This is a genomic window from Pseudomonas sp. PDNC002, assembly GCF_016919445.1.
Taxonomy (GTDB): Bacteria; Pseudomonadota; Gammaproteobacteria; order Pseudomonadales; family Pseudomonadaceae; genus Pseudomonas.
The window spans coordinates 5301935-5320652 of the sequence record NZ_CP070356.1 but is presented as its reverse complement, the minus strand read 5'-3'; the positions used below and the strand labels follow the sequence as shown (position 1 = coordinate 5320652).

The window sequence follows — 18718 nt, the reverse complement described above, 5'->3', positions numbered from 1 at the left end:
GCTTTCGTCGATGGGAGAGCCGGGGCCTTGTGCCCCGGCTTTCGTTTTTGTCGGGTGGGGGATTGCCCGACGGCAGCGCAATGAGCACAATCGCCGCCTTTTGGCCGGCCGAGGGAGAACCGACATGCACGTGCAGCCCGGATTGTATCGACACTACAAGGGACAGCAGTACCGCGTGCTCGGTGTCGCCCGGCATTCGGAAACCGAGGAAGACCTGGTGATCTACCAGGCGCTGTATGGCGAATTCGGGCTCTGGGTGCGCCCGCTGAGCATGTTCACCGAGGCGGTGGAAGTGAATGGCGAGAAGGTTCCGCGATTCGCTCTGGTCAGCGCCGAAGACGATCCGCTGGGTCTCCAGACTGGCCCGTCCGGCGAAACCCAAGCTTGACCTTGGCGCGACCGCCACTATATATAGCGGTGCCGCTCCAAGCGCCTCCCTCCTTGTAAATTCATCTTTTCGACGCAGGAATATTCCGATCCATGGGTAAATCGCTGGTCATCGTGGAATCACCGGCCAAGGCCAAGACCATCAACAAGTACCTGGGCAACCAGTACGTGGTGAAGTCGAGCATCGGCCACATCCGCGACCTGCCCACCAGCGGCTCGTCCGCGTCGAAGGAGCCTGCGGCCAAAGGACGCAAGACGGCTGCCGAGGCGCCGGCCCTGTCGCCGAAAGAGAAGGCCAAGCGCCAGCTCGTCAGCCGCATGGGCGTCGATCCGGAGCATGGCTGGAAGGCCAAGTACGAGATCCTGCCCGGCAAGGAAAAGGTGATCGAAGAGCTGCGCCGCCTGGCCAAGGATGCCGATACCATCTATCTCGCAACCGACTTGGACCGCGAAGGGGAGGCCATCGCCTGGCACCTGCGCGAGGCCATCGGCGGCGATGACTCGCGCTACAAGCGCGTGGTCTTCAACGAAATCACCAAGAAGGCCATCCAGGAGGCCTTCTCCCAGCCCGGCGAGCTGGATATCAACCGCGTGAATGCACAGCAGGCACGTCGCTTCCTCGACCGCGTGGTGGGCTACATGGTCTCGCCGCTGCTGTGGGCGAAGATTGCCCGTGGCCTGTCCGCCGGCCGCGTGCAGTCGGTGGCGGTAAAGCTGGTGGTGGAGCGCGAGCGTGAAATCCGCGCCTTCGTGCCGGAAGAATACTGGGAAGTCCACGCCGACCTCGGCACGCCGAAGAACGACAAGGTTCGCTTCGAAGTGGTGCGCGAGAAGGGCGAAGCCTTCAAACCGCTGAACGAAGCCCACGCCATGGCGGCCCTGGAGAAGCTCAAGGCATCCAGCTACAGCATCGCCAAGCGCGAGGACAAGCCGACTTCCAGCAAGCCTTCGGCCCCGTTCATCACTTCCACCCTGCAGCAGGCGGCGAGCAACCGTCTGGGCTTCGGTGTGAAGAAGACCATGATGATGGCCCAGCGTCTCTACGAAGCTGGCTACATCACCTATATGCGTACCGACTCGACCAATCTGTCGGCCGATGCCATCGACATGGTGCGCGGTTTTATCGACAGCGAGTTCGGCAGCAAGTACCTGCCGGCCAAGCCGAATTTCTATTCCAGCAAGGAAGGCGCCCAGGAAGCGCACGAAGCGATTCGACCTTCCGACGTCAACCTGCGTCCGACCCAGCTGTCGGGCATGGAGCGCGACGCCGAGCGCCTGTACGACCTGATCTGGCGCCAGTTCGTGGCCTGCCAGATGCCGCCGGCCGAGTACCTGTCCACCACCGTCAGCGCGGCCGCCGGTGACTTCGAGCTGCGCGCCAAGGGCCGCATCCTCAAGTTCGACGGCTACACCAAGGTGCTGCCGCAGCAGAGCAAGCCGGGCGAGGACGATGTCCTGCCGGTCATGAACCAGGGCGATGCCATGAAGCTGCTCAAGCTCGATCCGAGCCAGCACTTCACCAAGCCGCCGGCGCGCTTCTCCGAAGCTAGCCTGGTCAAGGAGCTGGAAAAGCGCGGCATCGGCCGGCCGTCCACTTACGCGGCGATCATCTCCACCATCCAGGAACGCGGCTACGTCACTACCCACAACCGCCGCTTCTATGCGGAGAAAATGGGCGACATCGTCACCGACCGCCTCAACGAGAGCTTCGCCAATCTCATGGACTACGGCTTCACCGCCGGCATGGAAGAGAACCTCGATGACGTGGCCCAGGGCGAGCGCGACTGGAAACACGTACTGGACGAGTTCTATGGCGACTTCCGCAAGAAGCTCGACCTGGCCGAAGCCTCCAACGACGGCATGCGTGCCAACCAGCCGACGCTGACCGACATCCCCTGCCGCGAGTGCGGCCGGCCGATGATGATCCGTACCGCTTCCACTGGTGTGTTCCTCGGCTGCTCGGGCTACAGCCTGCCGCCGAAAGAGCGCTGCAAAGCCACGATCAACCTGATTCCGGGCGACGAAATCGCAGCGGATGACGAGGGTGAATCCGAATCCCGCGTGCTGCTCGGCAAGCACCGCTGCCCGATCTGCAGCACCGCGATGGATGCCTACCTGGTCGATGAGAAGCGCAAGCTGCACATCTGCGGCAATAACCCGGATTGCGCGGGTTACGAAATCGAGGAAGGGCAGTACCGCATCAAGGGCTATGAAGGTCCGAGCCTGGAATGCGACAAGTGCGGTAGCGAGATGCAGCTCAAGACTGGCCGCTTCGGTAAGTTCTTTGGTTGCACCAACCCGACCTGCAAGAACACCCGCAAGCTGCTGAAGAACGGCGAGCCCGCACCGCCGAAGATGGACGCCATCCGCATGCCGGAACTCAAGTGCGACAAGGTGGACGACATCTACGTACTGCGTGACGGCGCTTCCGGCCTGTTCCTGGCCGCCAGCCAGTTCCCGAAGAACCGCGAGACCCGTGCTCCGCTGGTTGCCGAGCTGATTCCGCACAAGGAAGAGCTGGATCCGAAGTACCACTTCCTGCTCTCAGCCCCGGCAAAAGACCCGGATGGCCGCCCAGCGGTGATCCGCTTCAGTCGCAAGACCAAGGAGCAGTACGTGCAGTCCGAGGTTGAAGGCAAGCCCACCGGCTGGCGTGCGTTCTTCGACGGCGGCAAGTGGAAGGTCGAAGACAAGCGCTGATGGAAGGCGCGCCCCGCTGAGACGGGGCGCGCTTATACTGCCGACGTCGATTGCGAAAGGGGCTCCCGGTCATGGCGAACGAACTCTACACCCGCACCAACCAGAAGCTGTTCTTCGCCGGCCTTGCCCTGGAAGCCTGGCGCAGCGCCGAATCGGCGCGCGCCATGAACGCCCAGGCGCGCATCCAGGCCGAGCGTGAGGCGGCGCTGTTCCATCTCTATGGGGCAGTGCTGGGCGTGGCCCATGAGATCGCCGGCTACTACCGCCTGCCGCAGGCCGGTGCGCCGCGTGCCGAGATGCTGCTGAACGCTGACGTACTGGCTGCCGCGCCGAGCCCCGAGCTCGCGGAAATGGTCGAGCTGGCGCAATCCCCCGAAGCGTGGCTGGGGCGCTTGCTAGCTGCCTATGCCGCCCTGTTCCGGCCGCCGAGCGAGCCGAAGAAGGCCAAAGTCGACCCCACGCAGCCGCTGATCCAGGCGGTGAATGTCGATGAGGATGCGTCGGTCGAGCTGGGCAACGATGAGCTGGAAGCCTGGCGCAAATCCCTGAAAGAGCTGGTGCTGCGCTTCCGCGCGTCCCTCACCGAGCTCTGATTCCCGCTGCTCTTCACATGCTGGCCTTCCGGTCGGGCAGTGACACCTTTGGCTAGGGCGTAGCGAATGTGGCTGTTACACTACGCGTTCTGCTGTGGAGAACGTCGCTATGCCAACCTCATTTCTGGAAATTGTCGAGCTGCCTGACGGGCGTATCGTGCTGCGTCGTGCGGACGAAGAGGAGGCGCTGGTGACCCTGGAGTTTTCCGCTGATGCCAAGGGTTTCCTGCAAGGCCAGCATATCGAGATCGCCAAGGCGATGTTCAATGTCGGCGTGCAGATGGCGGGCCGTCTCGCTGAAGGTGGTGACGTGAGCATGGACGAGGAAGGTCCGCGCGTCCTGCACTGAGATTCAGTTATTCCGCTTCGCCGCGTTCGCGGCGAGGCTTCTGCTTCAACCCAGACGAATATTCAGGCTCTGCGCCTGACCGGCAACGGCGGCGCGGGACAGCTGCGTGCGCGCTTTTGCACTGAGGTTCAGCCAGCTCACTACGGTATGGCTGTTGCCCAGGCGCAGCGCCTCGCAGGCCAGGGCCTGTGCTGCCGCCTGGTCTCGGGCGGGGAGCAGCAGGATGCGCTCGCGGTTCAGGCCGGCCTTGCGCAGCCAGTCCGGCGTCAGGCTGGAGGGCGGTGCGATCAGCGTCAGCCAGCGCGAGTCGCTTTCCTCGCTGAGCTCACGGAGCATCGGGGCCAGCAAGGTCAGGCATTGACCGGGCAGGCCGCGCAGGGAGATCTCGCTGAAGGCGCTCTCGTCGTCGGCGGGTTCATCTTCCATCAGCTCCGGGAGCAGGGGAGCAGTACCGCTCGCCCAGAGTGCTTCCTGGAACAGCGGGAGTTGCGGCAGGTTCAGCGGCTGCGGGTACTGCATGGATGTCTCCTGTTCAGCGACGGATCACGCCGACGCTCAAGCCTTCGATGACCAGTTCCTGTTCCTTGAGATCGACCTCGATGGGCGCGAACTCGGGGTTTTCGGCGAGCAGCCAGACCTTGCTGCCTTCGCGCTTGAAGCGCTTCACCGTCACCTCTTCACCCAGGCGGGCAACCACGATCTGGCCGTTGCGTGCTTCGCGGGTGACGTGCACGGCGAGCAAGTCGCCGTCCATGATGCCGACGTCCTTCATGCTCTGGCCGCGCACGCGTAGCAGATAGTCGGCTGGAGGATTGAAGAAGGTGGGGTTGATGCGGCAGGTGTCGTCGACGTTCTGCTCGGCCAGGAGCGGTGCGCCGGCGGCGACGCGGCCGATGATCGGCAGCTCGTCGTCATTGGCGGCGGCCTTGGGCTCGAAGCCGGGAATGCGGATGCCGCGGGAGGCGCCCGGGGTCATCTCGATGGCGCCTTTGCGGGCGAGGGCTTTCAAGTGCTCCTCGGCGGCATTGGGCGACTTGAAGCCGAGTTCCTGGGCGATTTCCGCGCGGGTGGGCGGGTAGCCGTTGGCTTCCAGGCAGCGTTTGATAAAGGCGAGGATCTCGGCTTGGCGCGGCGTGAGCTTCAGCATGTCCATACTCTGGCTTTTTATACAGTGACTGGAATTATATACAGTGATGGCGGGCTGGCAATGCTTATTTCGCGCGGCTGTCAGTGGAACGTTCGTGCATGTAACCTTTGGCGGCTGGCGGGCGTCTTGCTAATTAGTCTTATGCGAACCCGGCGTCTCGTCGCATTGCCATGATATTGGTAACAATCCATCGCACTTTGCTTGACAATAGAAGATGCTGAAACGTATGTTTCAAACAAGTGTTTGTCAGGCGGAGTAGCCATGGCCCAGTCGGAAACCGTCGAACGCATCCTGGATGCTGCGGAACAGCTGTTCGCGGAGAAAGGCTTCGCCGAAACCTCCTTGCGTCTGATCACCAGCAAGGCGGGGGTGAACCTCGCTGCGGTGAACTATCACTTCGGCTCGAAGAAGGCGCTGATCCAGGCGGTCTTCTCGCGCTTCCTCGGTCCGTTCTGCGCCAGTCTCGAAAAGGAGCTGGATCGCCGCCAGGCAAAGCCGGACGCGCCGCGCGCCAGCCTGGAAGAGCTGCTCGAACTGCTCGTGGTCCAGGCGATGGCGGTGAAGCCTCGCAGTGGTAACGACCTGTCGATCTTCATGCGCCTGCTCGGACTGGCCTTCAGTCAGAGTCAGGGTCACCTGCGCAAGTACCTCGAAGAGGTCTACGGAAAGGTATTCCGTCGCTACATGCTGCTGGTAAACGAATCAGCGCCACGTCTGCCGCCGCTGGAGCTGTTCTGGCGCGTGCACTTCATGCTGGGTACTGCGGTGTTCAGCATGTCCGGTATCAAGGCCCTGCGTGCCATGGCTGAGAACGATTTTGGCGTGAACACTTCCATCGAGCAGGTCATGCGCCTGATGGTGCCGTTCCTCGCCGCTGGCATGCGTGCCGACAGTGGTGTCAGCGATCCTTCGCTGGCCGGCGCCCAGCTCAAGCCGCGCACCAAATCCAGCACCGCGCCGGCACCGGCCAAGGTGTAATCCTCGGCCCAGCCTTGTGCTGGGCTGCGTTGTCCTGATCGGCTAAAGTAGCCGGCCATGGCTGCTCTCGATCTCCTCCATATTTCCGTTGCTGACCAGATGCTCTACGGCTTTGCCGCAGGGCGCCTGGTCGTGCGCGTGCAGGTTTCCACTGCTGCCAATGGCGCGGGGGAGCGCAACGGCTCCGGTTGTACGCCACGCGGCCTGCATCAGGTTCGCGCCCGGATTGGCGACGAGCTGCCCAAGGGCGCAGTGCTGAAAGGGCGACGCTGGACCGGCGAGACCTGGACGCCCGACCTACACGCGGCGTTTCCCGGGCGCGACTGGATCCTCTCGCGCATCCTCTGGCTCAGCGGCTGCGAGCTGGGGCGCAACCGGATGGGCGAGGTCGATACCTTCCGCCGCTATATCTACCTGCACGGCACGCCGGACTGCGAGCCTATGGGCACGCCGCTTTCCCACGGCTGTATCCGCCTGCGCAATGACGACCTGCTGGAACTCTTTCCCCGCGTTCCCCTCCATTGCCGGGTTCGTATCGATGAAGCCGCCTGCCCCGACTGGCGGGCGGCGCAACTGGATTAAGGAATACGCATGCAAGGCTCCCTGATGCTCGACATCGGCGGCACCTGGCTCACCGCCGAGGACCGCCAGATCCTGCGCCACCCGGAAGTGGGCGGCCTGATCATCTTCGCCCGCAACATCGAATCGCCGCGCCAGGTGCGTGAGCTGATGGCCGCCATCCGCGCGGTGCGCCCCGATCTGCTGCTGGCGGTGGACCAGGAAGGCGGTCGCGTGCAGCGCCTGCGCCAGGGTTTCCTACGCCTGCCGGCGATGCGCGCGATTGCCGACAATGCCAACGCCGAGCGACTGGCCGAGCAGTGCGGCTGGCTGATGGCGACCGAGGTGCTGGCGGTCGGGCTCGACCTGAGCTTCGCTCCGGTGCTGGATCTGGACCATCAGCGCAGCGCGGTCGTCGGTAGCCGCGCCTTCGAGGGCAATCCGGAGCGCGCCGTCGCGCTGGCCGGCGCCTTCATCCGTGGCATGCATGCCGCCGGCATGGCCGCCACTGGCAAGCACTTCCCCGGCCACGGCTGGGCGGAAGTCGATTCCCATGTGGGCATTCCCGAGGACGAGCGCACGCTGGAGCAGATCCGCGCCGTGGACCTGGTGCCGTTCCAGCGCTTGTCCGGTGAGCTGGACGCGCTGATGCCTGCCCACGTGATCTACCCGCAGGTTGATCCGAATCCCGCCGGCTTCTCCCGCCGCTGGCTGCAGGACATCCTGCGCGGCGAACTGGGCTTCGATGGTGTGATCTTCAGCGACGACCTGTCCATGGCTGGCGCTCATGTGGTCGGTGATGCGGCCAACCGAATCGAGGCCGCGCTGAGTGCCGGCTGCGACATGGGGCTGGTGTGCAATGACCGCGCCTCCGCCGAGCTGGCCCTGAGTGCTCTGCAGCGCCTGAAAGTGACGGCACCTCAGCGCCTGCAGCGCATGCGCGCCAAGGCCTGGCCGGGCATCGAATACAAGCAGCTGCCGCGCTGGCAAGAGGCCGTGGGTGAGCTGCGCGCCGCACAACTGATCGACTAATTGCGAACTGCTGCGCGTCGGCATAACCGCGTTGGAAGGCTGGATCAGACTGCTCGTTGACATGAAGTCAACTCCGCGTCCGATCCACCCTCCCGCCTTGTTCTGCTCTAGCTCGCGAGATCGCAGGGATAATTTGAGGATAGAAGCATGACTGTCTACGCCATCATCGGCGGCACCGGCCTGACCCAATTGGAAGGGTTGACCCTGAAGGATGCCATCGAGCTGGATACGCCCTACGGCGCGCCCTCGGCGGCCATCCAGCGCGGCGAGTTCGCCGGCCGCGAGGTGCTGTTCCTCGCTCGCCATGGCCATCCGCACCGTTTCCCGCCACACCAGGTGAACTACCGCGCCAACCTCTGGGCGCTGCAGCAGGCCGGCGCCCAGGCCGTGCTCGCGGTGAACGCCGTGGGCGGTATTCATGCGGCGATGGGGAGCGGTCACCTGTGCGTGCCGCACCAGATCGTCGATTACACCTGGGGTCGTGAGCACACCTATTTCGCCGGCGATATCGACCATGTCACCCACATCGATTTCAGCCATCCCTACGACGAGCCGCTGCGCCAGAAGCTGATCGCCGCACTGCAGGAATTGGGTTATGCGTACAGCAGTCATGGTGTCTACGCAGCTACCCAGGGGCCGCGCCTGGAAACCGTGGCGGAAATCGCCAAGCTGGAGCGCGACGGTTGCGACATCGTCGGCATGACCGGTATGCCTGAAGCTGCGCTGGCCCGTGAGCTGGACCTGCCATACGCCTGTCTGTCGCTGGTGGTGAATCCGGCGGCGGGCAAGTCCAGCGGCATTATCACCATGGCCGAGATCGAGCAGGCGCTGCACGAAGGTATCGGCAAGGTGCGCGAGGTACTGGGGCGCGTGCTGGTGAGTTGACGTTGGATCCTACGGAAAGCAAGAAAAAGCCCGGCGAATGCCGGGCTTTTTCGTTATTGGGCGGACTGGGCCGGTGGCGGGGCCTCGAAGCCGCCGTCTGCCGGAGCGGCCGGGGCAGGCTGCTGCGGCGCGTCCGGGCCGGTCGGTGCCTCGTCTTCCATGCCGGGCGGCGGAGCGGCTGCCGGCTTGGCGTTGAGCGGGGTGACCTTGATCAGCATGCCCAGGCTCGGGTGGTCGAGGTAGGTCAGCACACTGTTCTTCAGGCTGGCTTCCTGAACCATGTGTTGGCTGGCGGCGAGTAGCCCGTCCTGGCCGAACTGATTGATCCAGAAGTCGGTCTGGGTGTTCACGAAGCGTTGCTGGCTCAGGGTGACGGTGCCTTCCACCGGGAAGTGGCCGTCGCGCTTGGCGCCTTCGGTCAGGGAAATCTTTACCGGGTTGGCATCGATCTCCTGGCGCCAGGCCTTGTGCATCAGGACCTGGAAGCCTTCGTTCTGCTTGAGCTTGGTGACCTGCGCGTCCATTGCGGTGGGGCGCGAGCTGTCCGGGCCGGGCGGTTGCGCGCCTTTGGCCCAGTCATCCGGGGCGGGGCGGCTGGCGAGCACGACATCGCCGGACTGCTGGAAGAGGATCAGCTCTACCTGGTAAGGCTCGGCAAAGGCCGCCGGCGACAGCAGTGCCAGCGACAGCAGCAGGGGTTGGAACAGGCGCATGCACAGTGTCCTTAGTGAGTCTGTGGCGTGAGGCGCTCAAGCAGCGCCTCCAGCGTGTTGAACCGTTCTTCCGGGCGCTCCATGGGCACCTGGAACTTGAAGAGGGTGGCCCCTTCGAATTTGTACCGATTGGGTTGGCTCTGGATCATCTTGATCAGAACCAGCGGGTCGACGCAGGTATCGGCGGCGAATTCTACCCGGCCTCCCTGGGGGCCGGCATCTATCTTCACGATGCCGAGCTTTTCCGCCTGCAGCTTGAGAAGCGTCAGGCGAATCAGGTTCTTCGCTGGCTCTGGCAGAAGGCCGAAGCGGTCGATCATCTCCACCTGCAGTTCGCGCAGGCCGTCTTCGTCGGCGGCGTTGGCGATGCGCTTGTAGAGGATCAGGCGGGCGTGGACGTCCGGCAGGTAATCCTCGGGGATCAGCGCCGGGACGCGCAGGTTGATGTCCGGCCCGCCGCCCAGGGGTTGTTCCAGGTTTGGTTGCTCGCCCTTGCGGATGGCCTTCACCGCGCGTTCGAGCATTTCCATGTAGAGCGTGAAGCCCACCGCCTGGATCTGCCCGCTCTGGCCGTCGCCCAGTAGCTCGCCGGCGCCGCGGATTTCCAGGTCATGGGTGGCCAGCACGAAGCCGGCACCGAGATCCTGGGCGTTGGCGATGGCTTCCAGGCGCTTCTCGGCGTCCGGGGTCATCTGCTTGCGCGGCGGGGTGAGCAGGTAGGCGTAGGCCTGGTGGTGGCTGCGACCGACGCGGCCGCGCAACTGGTGCAACTGGGCCAGGCCGAACTTGTCGGCACGCTCGATGAGAATGGTGTTGGCACTGGGCACGTCGATGCCGGTCTCGATGATGGTCGAGGCCACCAGCACGTTGAAGCGCTTGTGGTAGAAGTCGCTCATCACCCGTTCCAGTTCGCGCTCGTTCATCTGCCCGTGGCCGATGCCGATGCGCGCCTCAGGAACCAGCTCCGCCAGGTCGCGGGCGCATTTCTCGATGGTCTTCACTTCGTTGTGCAGGAAGTACACCTGGCCGCCGCGCAGCAGCTCGCGCAGCAGGGCTTCCTTGATCACCGACTTCTGCTCTTCCATGACGAAAGTGCGCACGGACAGCCGGCGCGCCGGCGGCGTGGCGATGATCGACAGGTCGCGCATGCCGGCTACCGCCATGTTGAGTGTGCGCGGGATTGGCGTGGCGGTGAGGGTGAGGATGTCCACCTCGCTGCGCAGCGACTTCAGCTGCTCCTTCTGGCGCACGCCGAAGCGGTGTTCCTCGTCGATGATGACCAGGCCGAGGTTCTTGAACTTGACGTCGTCCTGCAGCAGCTTGTGGGTGCCAATGACGATGTCCACCTTGCCTTCGGCCAACTGCGCCACGGCGCCTTCGACTTCCTTGGCGGACTTGAAGCGGCTCATCACCTCGACCGTTACCGGCCAGTCGGCGAAGCGGTCGCGGAAGCTGTTGTAGTGCTGCTGGGCGAGTAGGGTGGTGGGCACCAGCACGGCGACCTGCTTGCCGCTGTGCACGGCGACGAAGGCCGCGCGCATGGCCACTTCGGTCTTGCCGAAGCCGACGTCGCCGCAGACCAGGCGATCCATTGGCTTGTCGGCGAGCATGTCGGCGACCACGGCCTCGATGGCGGTCTGCTGGTCCGGGGTTTCCTCGAAGGGGAAACCGGCGGAGAAGGTGGCGTAGTCGACCTGCGGGTCCTTGAACGCGTAGCCCTTGCGTGCGGCGCGACGGGCATAGATGTCGAGCAGTTCGGCGGCGACGTCACGGACTTGTTCGGCGGCCTTGCGCTTGGCTTTCTGCCAGGTTTCCGAGCCCAGCTTGTGCAGCGGTGCCAGGGCGTCGTCGCTGCCGGTGTAGCGGGCGATCAGGTGCAGGTTGGCGACCGGCACGTAGAGCTTGGCTTCGTCGGCGTATTCGAGGGCGAGGAATTCGGCGTTCTGGCCGTCGATTTCCAGGGTGATCAGGCCCATGTAGCGGCCGACACCGTGGTCGATGTGGACCACCGGTGCGCCTTCGCGCAGTTCGGTGAGGTTCTTGATGACGTTTTCGCCACCGTCGCGGGTCTTCTCGCGACGGCGGCGTTGCATGACACGTTGGCCGAACAGCGGGCTCTCGGCCACCAGGGCGATGCCCGGCTGGGACTTCTGAGCTTCCAGCAACAAGCCTTCGTCCATCGGCGCAATGGTGATCGCCAGGCGATCCTTGTGCGCCAGGAAGCCTGGCCAGCCTTCGACCTCGACCGGGCGCAGCTTCAGGCGCGCCAGCAATTCCAGCAGCACCTCGCGGCGCCCCGCGGATTCGGCAGTGAACAGGATGCGCCCGTCGAACTGTTCGATGAACTGGCGCAGGCGCGCCAGCGGTTCGGTGGCCTTGGCCTCGATGGCCAGTTCCGGCAGCGGCTCGGCAGGGAAGCGCTCGCGCCCGACGCCGGTCTCGATGGGCTCGGGGCTGGCCACCACGCGCGGCCAGTTCTTCAGGCGGGCGAAGCAGTCCTCAACCGGCAGGAAGACTTCACCTGGCGGCAATAGTGGGCGTTCCGGGTCGTAGCGACGGTCTTCGTAGCGGTTGCGCACGTCGGTCCAGAACTGCTCGGCGGCGGTTTCGATGCCCGGCAGGGAGAACACCTGGGTGTCCTGCGGCAGGTAGTCGAACAGCGTCGATGTCTCGCCATCTTCGAAGAACAGCGGGATGTAGTACTCGATGCCGGCGGGTGTCAGGCCGCTGGCCAGGTCCTGGTAGATCGGGCAGCGGCGGTAGTCGACGTCGAAGCGCTCGCGGAAACGACCGCGGAAGCCGGTCACCGCGTCCTTGCGCAGCGGGAACTCGCGCGCTGGCAGCAGGCGGATGCTCTCCACCTTGTCGATGGAACGCTGGGTTTCCGGATCGAAGGTACGCAGCGTCTCGATTTCGTCGTCGAACAGGTCGATCCGGTAGGGCAGTTCGCTGCCCATCGGGAACAGGTCGATCAGCGCGCCACGCACGGCGAATTCGCCGTGTTCGTAGACGGTATCCACGCAGCGATAGCCGGCGGCCTCGAAGCGGCTGCGCATCTGTTCGACGTCGAGCTTCTGGCCAACATCCAGCACCAGGCTGCTGCCGAGCAGGAACTTGGCCGGCGCGAGCCGGTGCAGGGCGGTGGTGATCGGCACCACCAGCACGCCGCGGCGCAGTTCGGGCAACTGATAAAGAGCGGCGACGCGCTGGGAAATGATGTCCTGGTGCGGCGAGAAGACGTCGTAGGGCAGCGTTTCCCAGTCCGGTAGCTGTAGTACCGGCAGGTCCGGCGCGAAGAAGCGCAGCTCCTGCTCCAGGCGCTCGGCGCTCTGGCTGTCGGCGGTCAGCAACAGGGTGAAACGTTTGGCTGGGCCGGCCGCTTCAGCGATGGCCAGGCTCAGGGCGGCCCCGGGGAGGTTGCCCCAGGATTGCTTGCCGGCAGCAGTCGGCAATGTAGGAATGCGCAATACGGACACGGGCGTTCGTGGCTCCGGTCGAGGAATTTGACCGGCCGGATTGTAACTATCCCGATTGACGGATGTCAGTCATGCGACGGTCGCGGATTGCCGGAGAAGGTTCACACCGTCATAATGTAGCCCCTTTTTTCTTCTCCTACATGTGGAAGGTATTGCCCGTGACCCAGAAGCCCGACCAGTGTCTCGGTGAGTGGATCGATCGTGAAGCCCTCGCGGAAGCCATGATTCCGCTGATCGGCCAACTCTACCGTAACAACAACGTGGTGACCTCGATCTACGGCCGTGGCCTGATCAACCGTTCGGTGATCGCGATCCTCAAAGCGCACCGTTTCGCCCGTCACCGCCTGGCCGAAGAAGGCGGGCTGTCGGTTCACGACACTTTCCCGATCCTCAAGGCGATGAGCGAGTTCAAGCTGGGCGCCGCTTCCGTCGACCTGGGCAAGATGGTTGCCAAGTTCAAGACCGAAGGTAACGGTCGCAGCATCGAGCAGTTCACCAAGGACGAGCTGGCCGACGTGGTTGGCAAGCAGAACGGCGGCGCCCGCGAAGGCACTGACGTCGTCCTGTACGGTTTCGGTCGTATCGGCCGCCTGCTGGCGCGCATCCTCATCGAGAAGACCGGTGGCGGCGACGGCCTGCGCCTGCGCGCCATCGTCGTCCGCAAGGGCGCCGAAAACGACCTGGTCAAGCGCGCCAGCCTGCTGCGCCGCGACTCCGTGCATGGCCCGTTCGATGGCACCATCACCATCGACGAAGAGCACAACACCATCACCGCGAACGGCAACCTGATCCAGGTGATCTACTCCAACGACCCGGCGTCGATCGACTACACCCTGTACGGCATCAAGAAAGCCCTGCTGGTCGACAACACCGGCAAATGGCGTGATGCCGAAGGCCTGGGCCAGCACCTGAAGTGCCCGGGTATCGACCGCGTGATCCTCACCGCTCCGGGCAAGGGTGCGCTGAAGAACGTCGTACACGGCATCAACCATGGCGACATCACCGCTGACGACAAGATCGTTTCCGCCGCCTCCTGCACCACCAACGCCATCGTACCGGTGCTGAAAGCCGTCAACGACCAGTACGGCATCGTCAACGGCCATGTCGAAACCGTTCACTCGTTCACCAACGACCAGAACCTGATCGACAACTTCCACAAGGGCAGTCGTCGTGGCCGCGCCGCGCCGCTGAACATGGTGATCACCGAGACTGGCGCCGCTACCGCTGCCGCCAAGGCTCTGCCGGTTCTGAAAGGCAAGCTGACCGGCAACGCGATCCGCGTTCCGACGCCGAACGTCTCCATGGCCATCCTGAACCTGAACCTGGAAAAGGCCACCACCCGCGAAGAGATCAACGAGTACCTGCGCCAGATGGCCATGCACTCGGACCTGCAGAAGCAGATCGACTTCGTTGCTTCCCAGGAAGTGGTTTCCACCGACTTCGTCGGTTCCCGCCATGCGGGCGTCGTCGATGCCGAGGCGACCATCGCCAACGACAATCGCGTCGTCCTGTACGTGTGGTACGACAACGAGTTCGGCTACAGCTGCCAGGTCGTCCGCGTGATGGAAGACATGGCTGGCGTGAACCCGCCGGCTTTCCCGCGCTGATTCAGGCGGTCTAGATAAACGGGAGCTCTCGGGCTCCCGTTTTTCGTTAGTGGCTCCACTATTCCAACGATAAAATCTGCCAACTCCTGCAACCGGAAAGACTTCAAATGGATGGACAACATCTGCATGAAGGCGAGCTGAAGCGCGGTCTGAAGAACCGCCACATCCAGCTGATCGCCCTCGGCGGCGCCATCGGTACCGGCCTGTTCCTGGGCTCGGCCGGCGTCCTGCAATCCGCCGGCCCGTCGATGATCCTCGGCTACGCCATCGGTGGTTTCATCGCCTTCCTGATCATGCGCCAGCTGGGCGAGATGATCGTCGAGGAGCCCGTCGCCGGTTCCTTCAGCCACTTCGCGCACAAGTACTGGGGCGGCTTCGCCGGCTTCATGTCGGGCTGGAACTACTGGGTGCTGTACATCCTGGTGGGCATGTCGGAGCTGACCGCGGTCGGCAAGTACATCCAGTTCTGGTGGCCGGACTTCCCGACCTGGGCGACGGCAGCGGTGTTCTTCGTGCTGATCAACGCCATCAATCTGTTCAACGTGAAGGCCTTCGGCGAGACCGAGTTCTGGTTCGCGATCATCAAGGTCGTCGCCATCATCGGCATGATCCTGCTCGGCGTCTGGCTGCTGGTCAGTGGCACTGGCGGCCCGCAGGCCTCGGTGAGCAACCTGTGGGCCCATGGCGGCTTCTTCCCCAATGGCTGGAAGGGTCTGATCATGGTCCTGGCGATCATCATGTTCTCCTTCGGTGGCCTGGAGCTGGTCGGCATCACTGCCGCCGAAGCCTCCGAACCGAAGAAGGTGATCCCCAAGGCGATCAACCAGGTCATCTACCGCATCCTGATCTTCTATATCGGCGCCCTGGCCGTGCTGCTCTCGCTGTACCCGTGGGATGCCCTTCTGCAGAGCATCAACAGCGCTGGCGACCCCTACAGCGGCAGCCCGTTCGTGAAGGTCTTCTCGCTGCTGGGCAGTGAGTACGCGGCGAACATCCTGAACTTCGTGGTGCTTACCGCCGCGTTGTCGGTCTACAACAGCTGCGTGTACTGCAACAGCCGCATGCTCTACGGCCTGGCCGAGCAGGGCGACGCCCCGCGCGCCTTCGCCAAGGTCGATGACCGTGGCGTACCGCTGCTGGCCATCGGCGTGTCGGCCTTCATCACCCTGGCCTGTGTCGTGGTCAACTACGTGATCCCGCACCAGGCGCTGGAGCTGCTGATGTCCCTGGTGGTCGCCGCGCTGGTGATCAACTGGGCGATGATCAGCCTGGCCCACATGAAGTTCCGCAAGGCCATGCAGGCCAAGGGCGTGCAACCGTTCTTCCGCGCGCTGTGGTACCCCTTCGGCAACTGGCTGTGCCTGGCCTTCGTGGTGTTCATCCTGGGCATCATGCTGCAGATTCCGGGCATCGATGTGTCGGTGTACGCGATCCCGGTGTGGGTCGTGCTGATGGGTGCTTGCTACTACCTGTTCAAGCGCAAGTCCCCGGTCAAGGCTGACGCCTGATTCGGTTGAGAAACGGGAGCTTCGGCTCCCGTTTTCTTTTGGTAATGCACCTTTGCCATAGCGGAAACAGTGCGGCAGGGCGCTTGCGGTAGAATGCCCGGCGCCGCTCGCCTGGCGGCTGATGGAGAAGACCTTGTCCCGTGCAAGCCTGTTGATCGTGCTTCTGGTCGCGACCTTGACTGGTTGCGGGCAGTCCATCGAACGCTTCGGCGGCCCGACCATGGGCAGCAGCTACACGGTGCAATACGTGCCGGCCGGCAAAGCGCCGGAAGCGGCGAAGCTCAAGGCGGAGGTCGATACGATCCTGGCCAGCCTGGACGAGCAGTTCTCTACCTACCGCGACGATTCCGTGGTTTCCCGTTTCAATGCCCTGCCGGCCGGCGCCTGCATGGCCCTGCCGGCGGACATGCTCACGCTCTGGCGTTACGGCGAGCAGCTTTCGCAGCAGAGTGGCGGCGCCTTCGACCTGACCGTCGAACCGCTGATGAACCTCTGGGGCTTCGGCCCGCAGTCGCGCCGCGAGCAGGTGCCGGCTCCGGCCGATCTGCAGCGTGAGCGCGCCCGCGTTGGGCATCAGCATCTGCGCCTGGGGGGCGAGCAGTTGTGCAAGGACGTCGACGCGCAACTGGACTTCGACAGCATCGTCGCCGGCTACGCGGTGGATCGAGTCAGCGCGCACCTGGCCGAGCTGGGCCTGACGGATTACCTGGTGGAGATCACCGGCGAGCTCAAGGCCGTGGGCCACAAGCCCGATGGCACGCCCTGGCGCATTGCCCTGGAAGTGCCCAGCGGCGAGCGCGCGCGGCAGGTGGAGCGCTCGGTGGCGGTGGACGGTTTTGGCCTGTCCACCTCCGGCGACTACCGCAATTATTTCGAGGAAGGTGGGCAGCGCTACTCGCACACCTTCGACCCGCGCAGCGGTACGCCGGTCAGGCACGCGCTGGCGGCGGTCACGGTGGCCGATGCGCAGGCGCTGCGGGCCGATGGCCTGTCGACCCTGTTGATGGTGCTGGGGCCGGAGGAGGGCTATACCTTTGCCGAGCGCAATGGGCTGGCAGCCTTCTTCATCGTGCGCGAAGGCGAGGGCTTCGTGACCCGCGCGACGACGCGCTTCGAAGCGCTGTTCCCGTCGCCTGAATGAAAGCTTCGGCGGGCATGATGGCGGCCCGCAGGGATGATGAAGGCATGTAGTGGCGGCAAAATTCGCCTACCTGCCGACCAACCGCTAATGTGCAGCCTTTTGCCGCAGGGCTAAGCTGCGCCAATGATTTCGATCCGCCTCGGCGCATGTGGTGCCGGGGCTTCGCCGGGAGCGCCACGCGGGTGCCCCGGCCTGTTCTGAAGGAGTACGCATGGCTGTCTACAACTACGACGTGGTGATTCTCGGCACGGGCCCGGCAGGCGAGGGGGCGGCAATGAACGCCTCCAAGTACGGGCGCAAGCTGGCGGTGGTGGACAGCCGTCGCGTGGTCGGCGGCAACTGCACGCACCTGGGCACCATCCCGTCCAAGGCGCTGCGTCACTCGGTGAAGCAGATCATCGAGTTCAACACCAACCCGATGTTCCGCCAGATCGGCGAGCCGCGCTGGTTCTCCTTCCCGGACGTGCTGAAAAGCGCCGAGAAGGTCATCTCCAAGCAGGTGTCTTCGCGCACCGGCTACTACGCGCGCAACCGCATCGACATGTTCAACGGTACCGCCAGCTTCGTCGACGAGCGCACCGTTGAAGTCGTGACCCCCAGCGGCGCCGTGGAGCGTCTGGTGGCCGACCAGTTCGTCATCGCCACCGGCTCGCGCCCGTATCGTCCGTCGGACATCAACTTCAACCACCCGCGCGTCTACGACAGCGACACCATCCTGTCCCTGAGCCACACCCCGCGCCGCCTGATCATCTACGGAGCCGGCGTGATCGGCTGCGAGTACGCCTCGATCTTCAGCGGTCTTGGTGTGCTGGTGGACCTGGTCGACACCCGCGACCAACTGCTGAGCTTCCTCGACGACGAAATCTCCGACGCGCTGAGCTACCACCTGCGCAACAACAACGTGCTGATCCGTCACAACGAGGAGTACGAGCGCGTGGAAGGCCTGGACAACGGGGTGATCCTGCACCTGAAGTCCGGCAAGAAGATCAAGGCAGACGCCCTGCTGTGGTGTAACGGCCGTACCGGCAACACTGACCGCCTGGGCCTGGAGAACATCGGCATCAAGGTCAACAGCCGTGGCCAGATCGAGGTGGACGAGAACTACCGTACCTCGGTGTCGAACATCTACGCCGGTGGCGACGTGATCGGCTGGCCGAGCCTGGCCAGTGCCGCCTACGACCAGGGCCGTTCGGCCGCCGGCAACATCGTCGAGCACGATGGCTGGCGCTTCGTCAACGACGTGCCGACCGGCATCTACACCATTCCGGAGATCAGCTCCATCGGCAAGAACGAGCACGAGCTGACCGCGGCGAAGATTCCCTACGAAGTGGGCAAGGCCTTCTTCAAGGGCATGGCCCGTGCGCAGATCTCCAACGAGCCGGTGGGCATGCTGAAGATCCTGTTCCATCGCGACACCCTGGAAATCCTCGGTGTGCACTGCTTCGGCGACCAGGCCTCGGAGATCGTCCACATCGGCCAGGCGATCATGAACCAGCCGGGCGAGCTCAATACCCTGAAGTACTTCGTCAACACCACCTTCAACTATCCGACCATGGCCGAAGCCTACCGCGTAGCGGCGTTCGACGGCCTGAACCGGATTTTTTGAAATACCCTGACCGGCGGCCTGAGCCGGTCGGGGGGAAC

General features: G+C 64.1%; 16 protein-coding genes. 12 read left to right on the top strand and 4 right to left on the bottom strand.

Annotated elements, in window-relative coordinates:
- The first annotated feature begins 124 nt into the window (after window positions 1-124).
- The 4 genes from JVX91_RS23975 to JVX91_RS23960 all read left to right on the top strand — a co-directional run bounded on the left by JVX91_RS23975 (window position 125) and on the right by JVX91_RS23960 (window position 4029).
- Window positions 125-388 (top strand): DUF1653 domain-containing protein, encoded by a 264-nt coding sequence (locus JVX91_RS23975; protein WP_205336582.1) that lies wholly within the window; start codon window positions 125-127, stop codon window positions 386-388.
- Window positions 389-480: 92 nt separating this feature from the next.
- The gene (topA, locus tag JVX91_RS23970; protein WP_205336581.1) at window positions 481-3087 is read left to right on the top strand and encodes a type I DNA topoisomerase; all 2607 of its coding nucleotides are present in this window, start codon (window positions 481-483) and stop codon (window positions 3085-3087) included.
- Window positions 3088-3158: 71 nt separating this feature from the next.
- Window positions 3159-3680 (top strand): DUF6586 family protein, encoded by a 522-nt coding sequence (locus JVX91_RS23965; protein ID WP_205336580.1) that lies wholly within the window; start codon window positions 3159-3161, stop codon window positions 3678-3680.
- Between the two features lie 109 nt (window positions 3681-3789).
- A complete protein-coding gene (locus JVX91_RS23960) occupies window positions 3790-4029 on the top strand; it encodes a hypothetical protein (protein WP_205336579.1) in 240 nt (79 codons plus the stop codon).
- A 45-nt stretch (window positions 4030-4074) separates the two neighbouring features.
- On the opposite strand, the gene sulA is transcribed toward JVX91_RS23960, so the two are convergent.
- Together sulA and lexA are read right to left on the bottom strand one after the other, a co-directional pair.
- The gene (gene sulA, locus JVX91_RS23955) at window positions 4075-4548 is read right to left on the bottom strand and encodes an SOS-induced cell division inhibitor SulA (protein ID WP_205336578.1); all 474 of its coding nucleotides are present in this window, start codon (window positions 4546-4548) and stop codon (window positions 4075-4077) included.
- A gap of 13 nt (window positions 4549-4561) precedes the next feature.
- Window positions 4562-5176, bottom strand: coding sequence for a transcriptional repressor LexA (gene lexA / locus JVX91_RS23950; RefSeq protein WP_205336577.1), 615 nt, complete (start codon window positions 5174-5176; stop codon window positions 4562-4564).
- Between the two features lie 261 nt (window positions 5177-5437).
- On the opposite strand from lexA, the gene JVX91_RS23945 reads away from it, so the two are divergent.
- The 4 genes from JVX91_RS23945 (at window position 5438) to JVX91_RS23930 (ending at window position 8629) form a co-directional block, all read left to right on the top strand.
- Window positions 5438-6154 (top strand): TetR/AcrR family transcriptional regulator, encoded by a 717-nt coding sequence (locus JVX91_RS23945; protein WP_205336576.1) that lies wholly within the window; start codon window positions 5438-5440, stop codon window positions 6152-6154.
- A 57-nt stretch (window positions 6155-6211) separates the two neighbouring features.
- Entirely contained in the window at window positions 6212-6736 is a 525-nt protein-coding gene (locus tag JVX91_RS23940) for a L,D-transpeptidase (protein ID WP_205336575.1), read from the top strand.
- 9 nt (window positions 6737-6745) lie between these two features.
- Window positions 6746-7744, top strand: a complete 999-nt coding sequence (gene nagZ, locus JVX91_RS23935; protein ID WP_205336574.1) for a beta-N-acetylhexosaminidase — start codon at window positions 6746-6748, stop codon at window positions 7742-7744.
- A gap of 147 nt (window positions 7745-7891) precedes the next feature.
- Window positions 7892-8629, top strand: coding sequence for an S-methyl-5'-thioinosine phosphorylase (locus JVX91_RS23930; RefSeq protein WP_205336573.1), 738 nt, complete (start codon window positions 7892-7894; stop codon window positions 8627-8629).
- 53 nt (window positions 8630-8682) lie between these two features.
- Here JVX91_RS23930 and JVX91_RS23925 read toward each other — a convergent pair whose 3' ends face one another.
- Together JVX91_RS23925 and mfd are read right to left on the bottom strand one after the other, a co-directional pair.
- A complete protein-coding gene (locus JVX91_RS23925; RefSeq protein WP_205336572.1) occupies window positions 8683-9342 on the bottom strand; it encodes a CsiV family protein in 660 nt (219 codons plus the stop codon).
- Window positions 9343-9353: 11 nt separating this feature from the next.
- Window positions 9354-12818 carry a transcription-repair coupling factor gene (gene mfd / locus JVX91_RS23920; protein WP_205336571.1) on the bottom strand — a complete coding sequence of 1155 codons (3465 nt, stop codon included), beginning with the start codon at window positions 12816-12818 and terminating at the stop codon, window positions 9354-9356.
- Between the two features lie 140 nt (window positions 12819-12958).
- Here mfd and JVX91_RS23915 point away from each other — a divergent pair, with 140 nt between their 5' ends.
- From JVX91_RS23915 to sthA, 4 genes are all read left to right on the top strand, one after another.
- Complete coding sequence (locus tag JVX91_RS23915) at window positions 12959-14425, top strand: glyceraldehyde-3-phosphate dehydrogenase (RefSeq protein WP_205336570.1); 1467 nt, start codon at window positions 12959-12961, stop codon at window positions 14423-14425.
- Window positions 14426-14532: 107 nt separating this feature from the next.
- Window positions 14533-15933 carry an amino acid permease gene (locus JVX91_RS23910; RefSeq protein ID WP_205336569.1) on the top strand — a complete coding sequence of 467 codons (1401 nt, stop codon included), beginning with the start codon at window positions 14533-14535 and terminating at the stop codon, window positions 15931-15933.
- Window positions 15934-16054: 121 nt separating this feature from the next.
- Window positions 16055-17074 (top strand): FAD:protein FMN transferase, encoded by a 1020-nt coding sequence (locus JVX91_RS23905; protein WP_205336568.1) that lies wholly within the window; start codon window positions 16055-16057, stop codon window positions 17072-17074.
- A 211-nt stretch (window positions 17075-17285) separates the two neighbouring features.
- Window positions 17286-18680: a Si-specific NAD(P)(+) transhydrogenase gene (sthA, locus tag JVX91_RS23900; RefSeq protein WP_205336567.1), complete on the top strand. Its 1395-nt coding sequence runs from the start codon at window positions 17286-17288 to the stop codon at window positions 18678-18680.
- The last annotated feature ends 38 nt before the right edge of the window (window positions 18681-18718 follow it).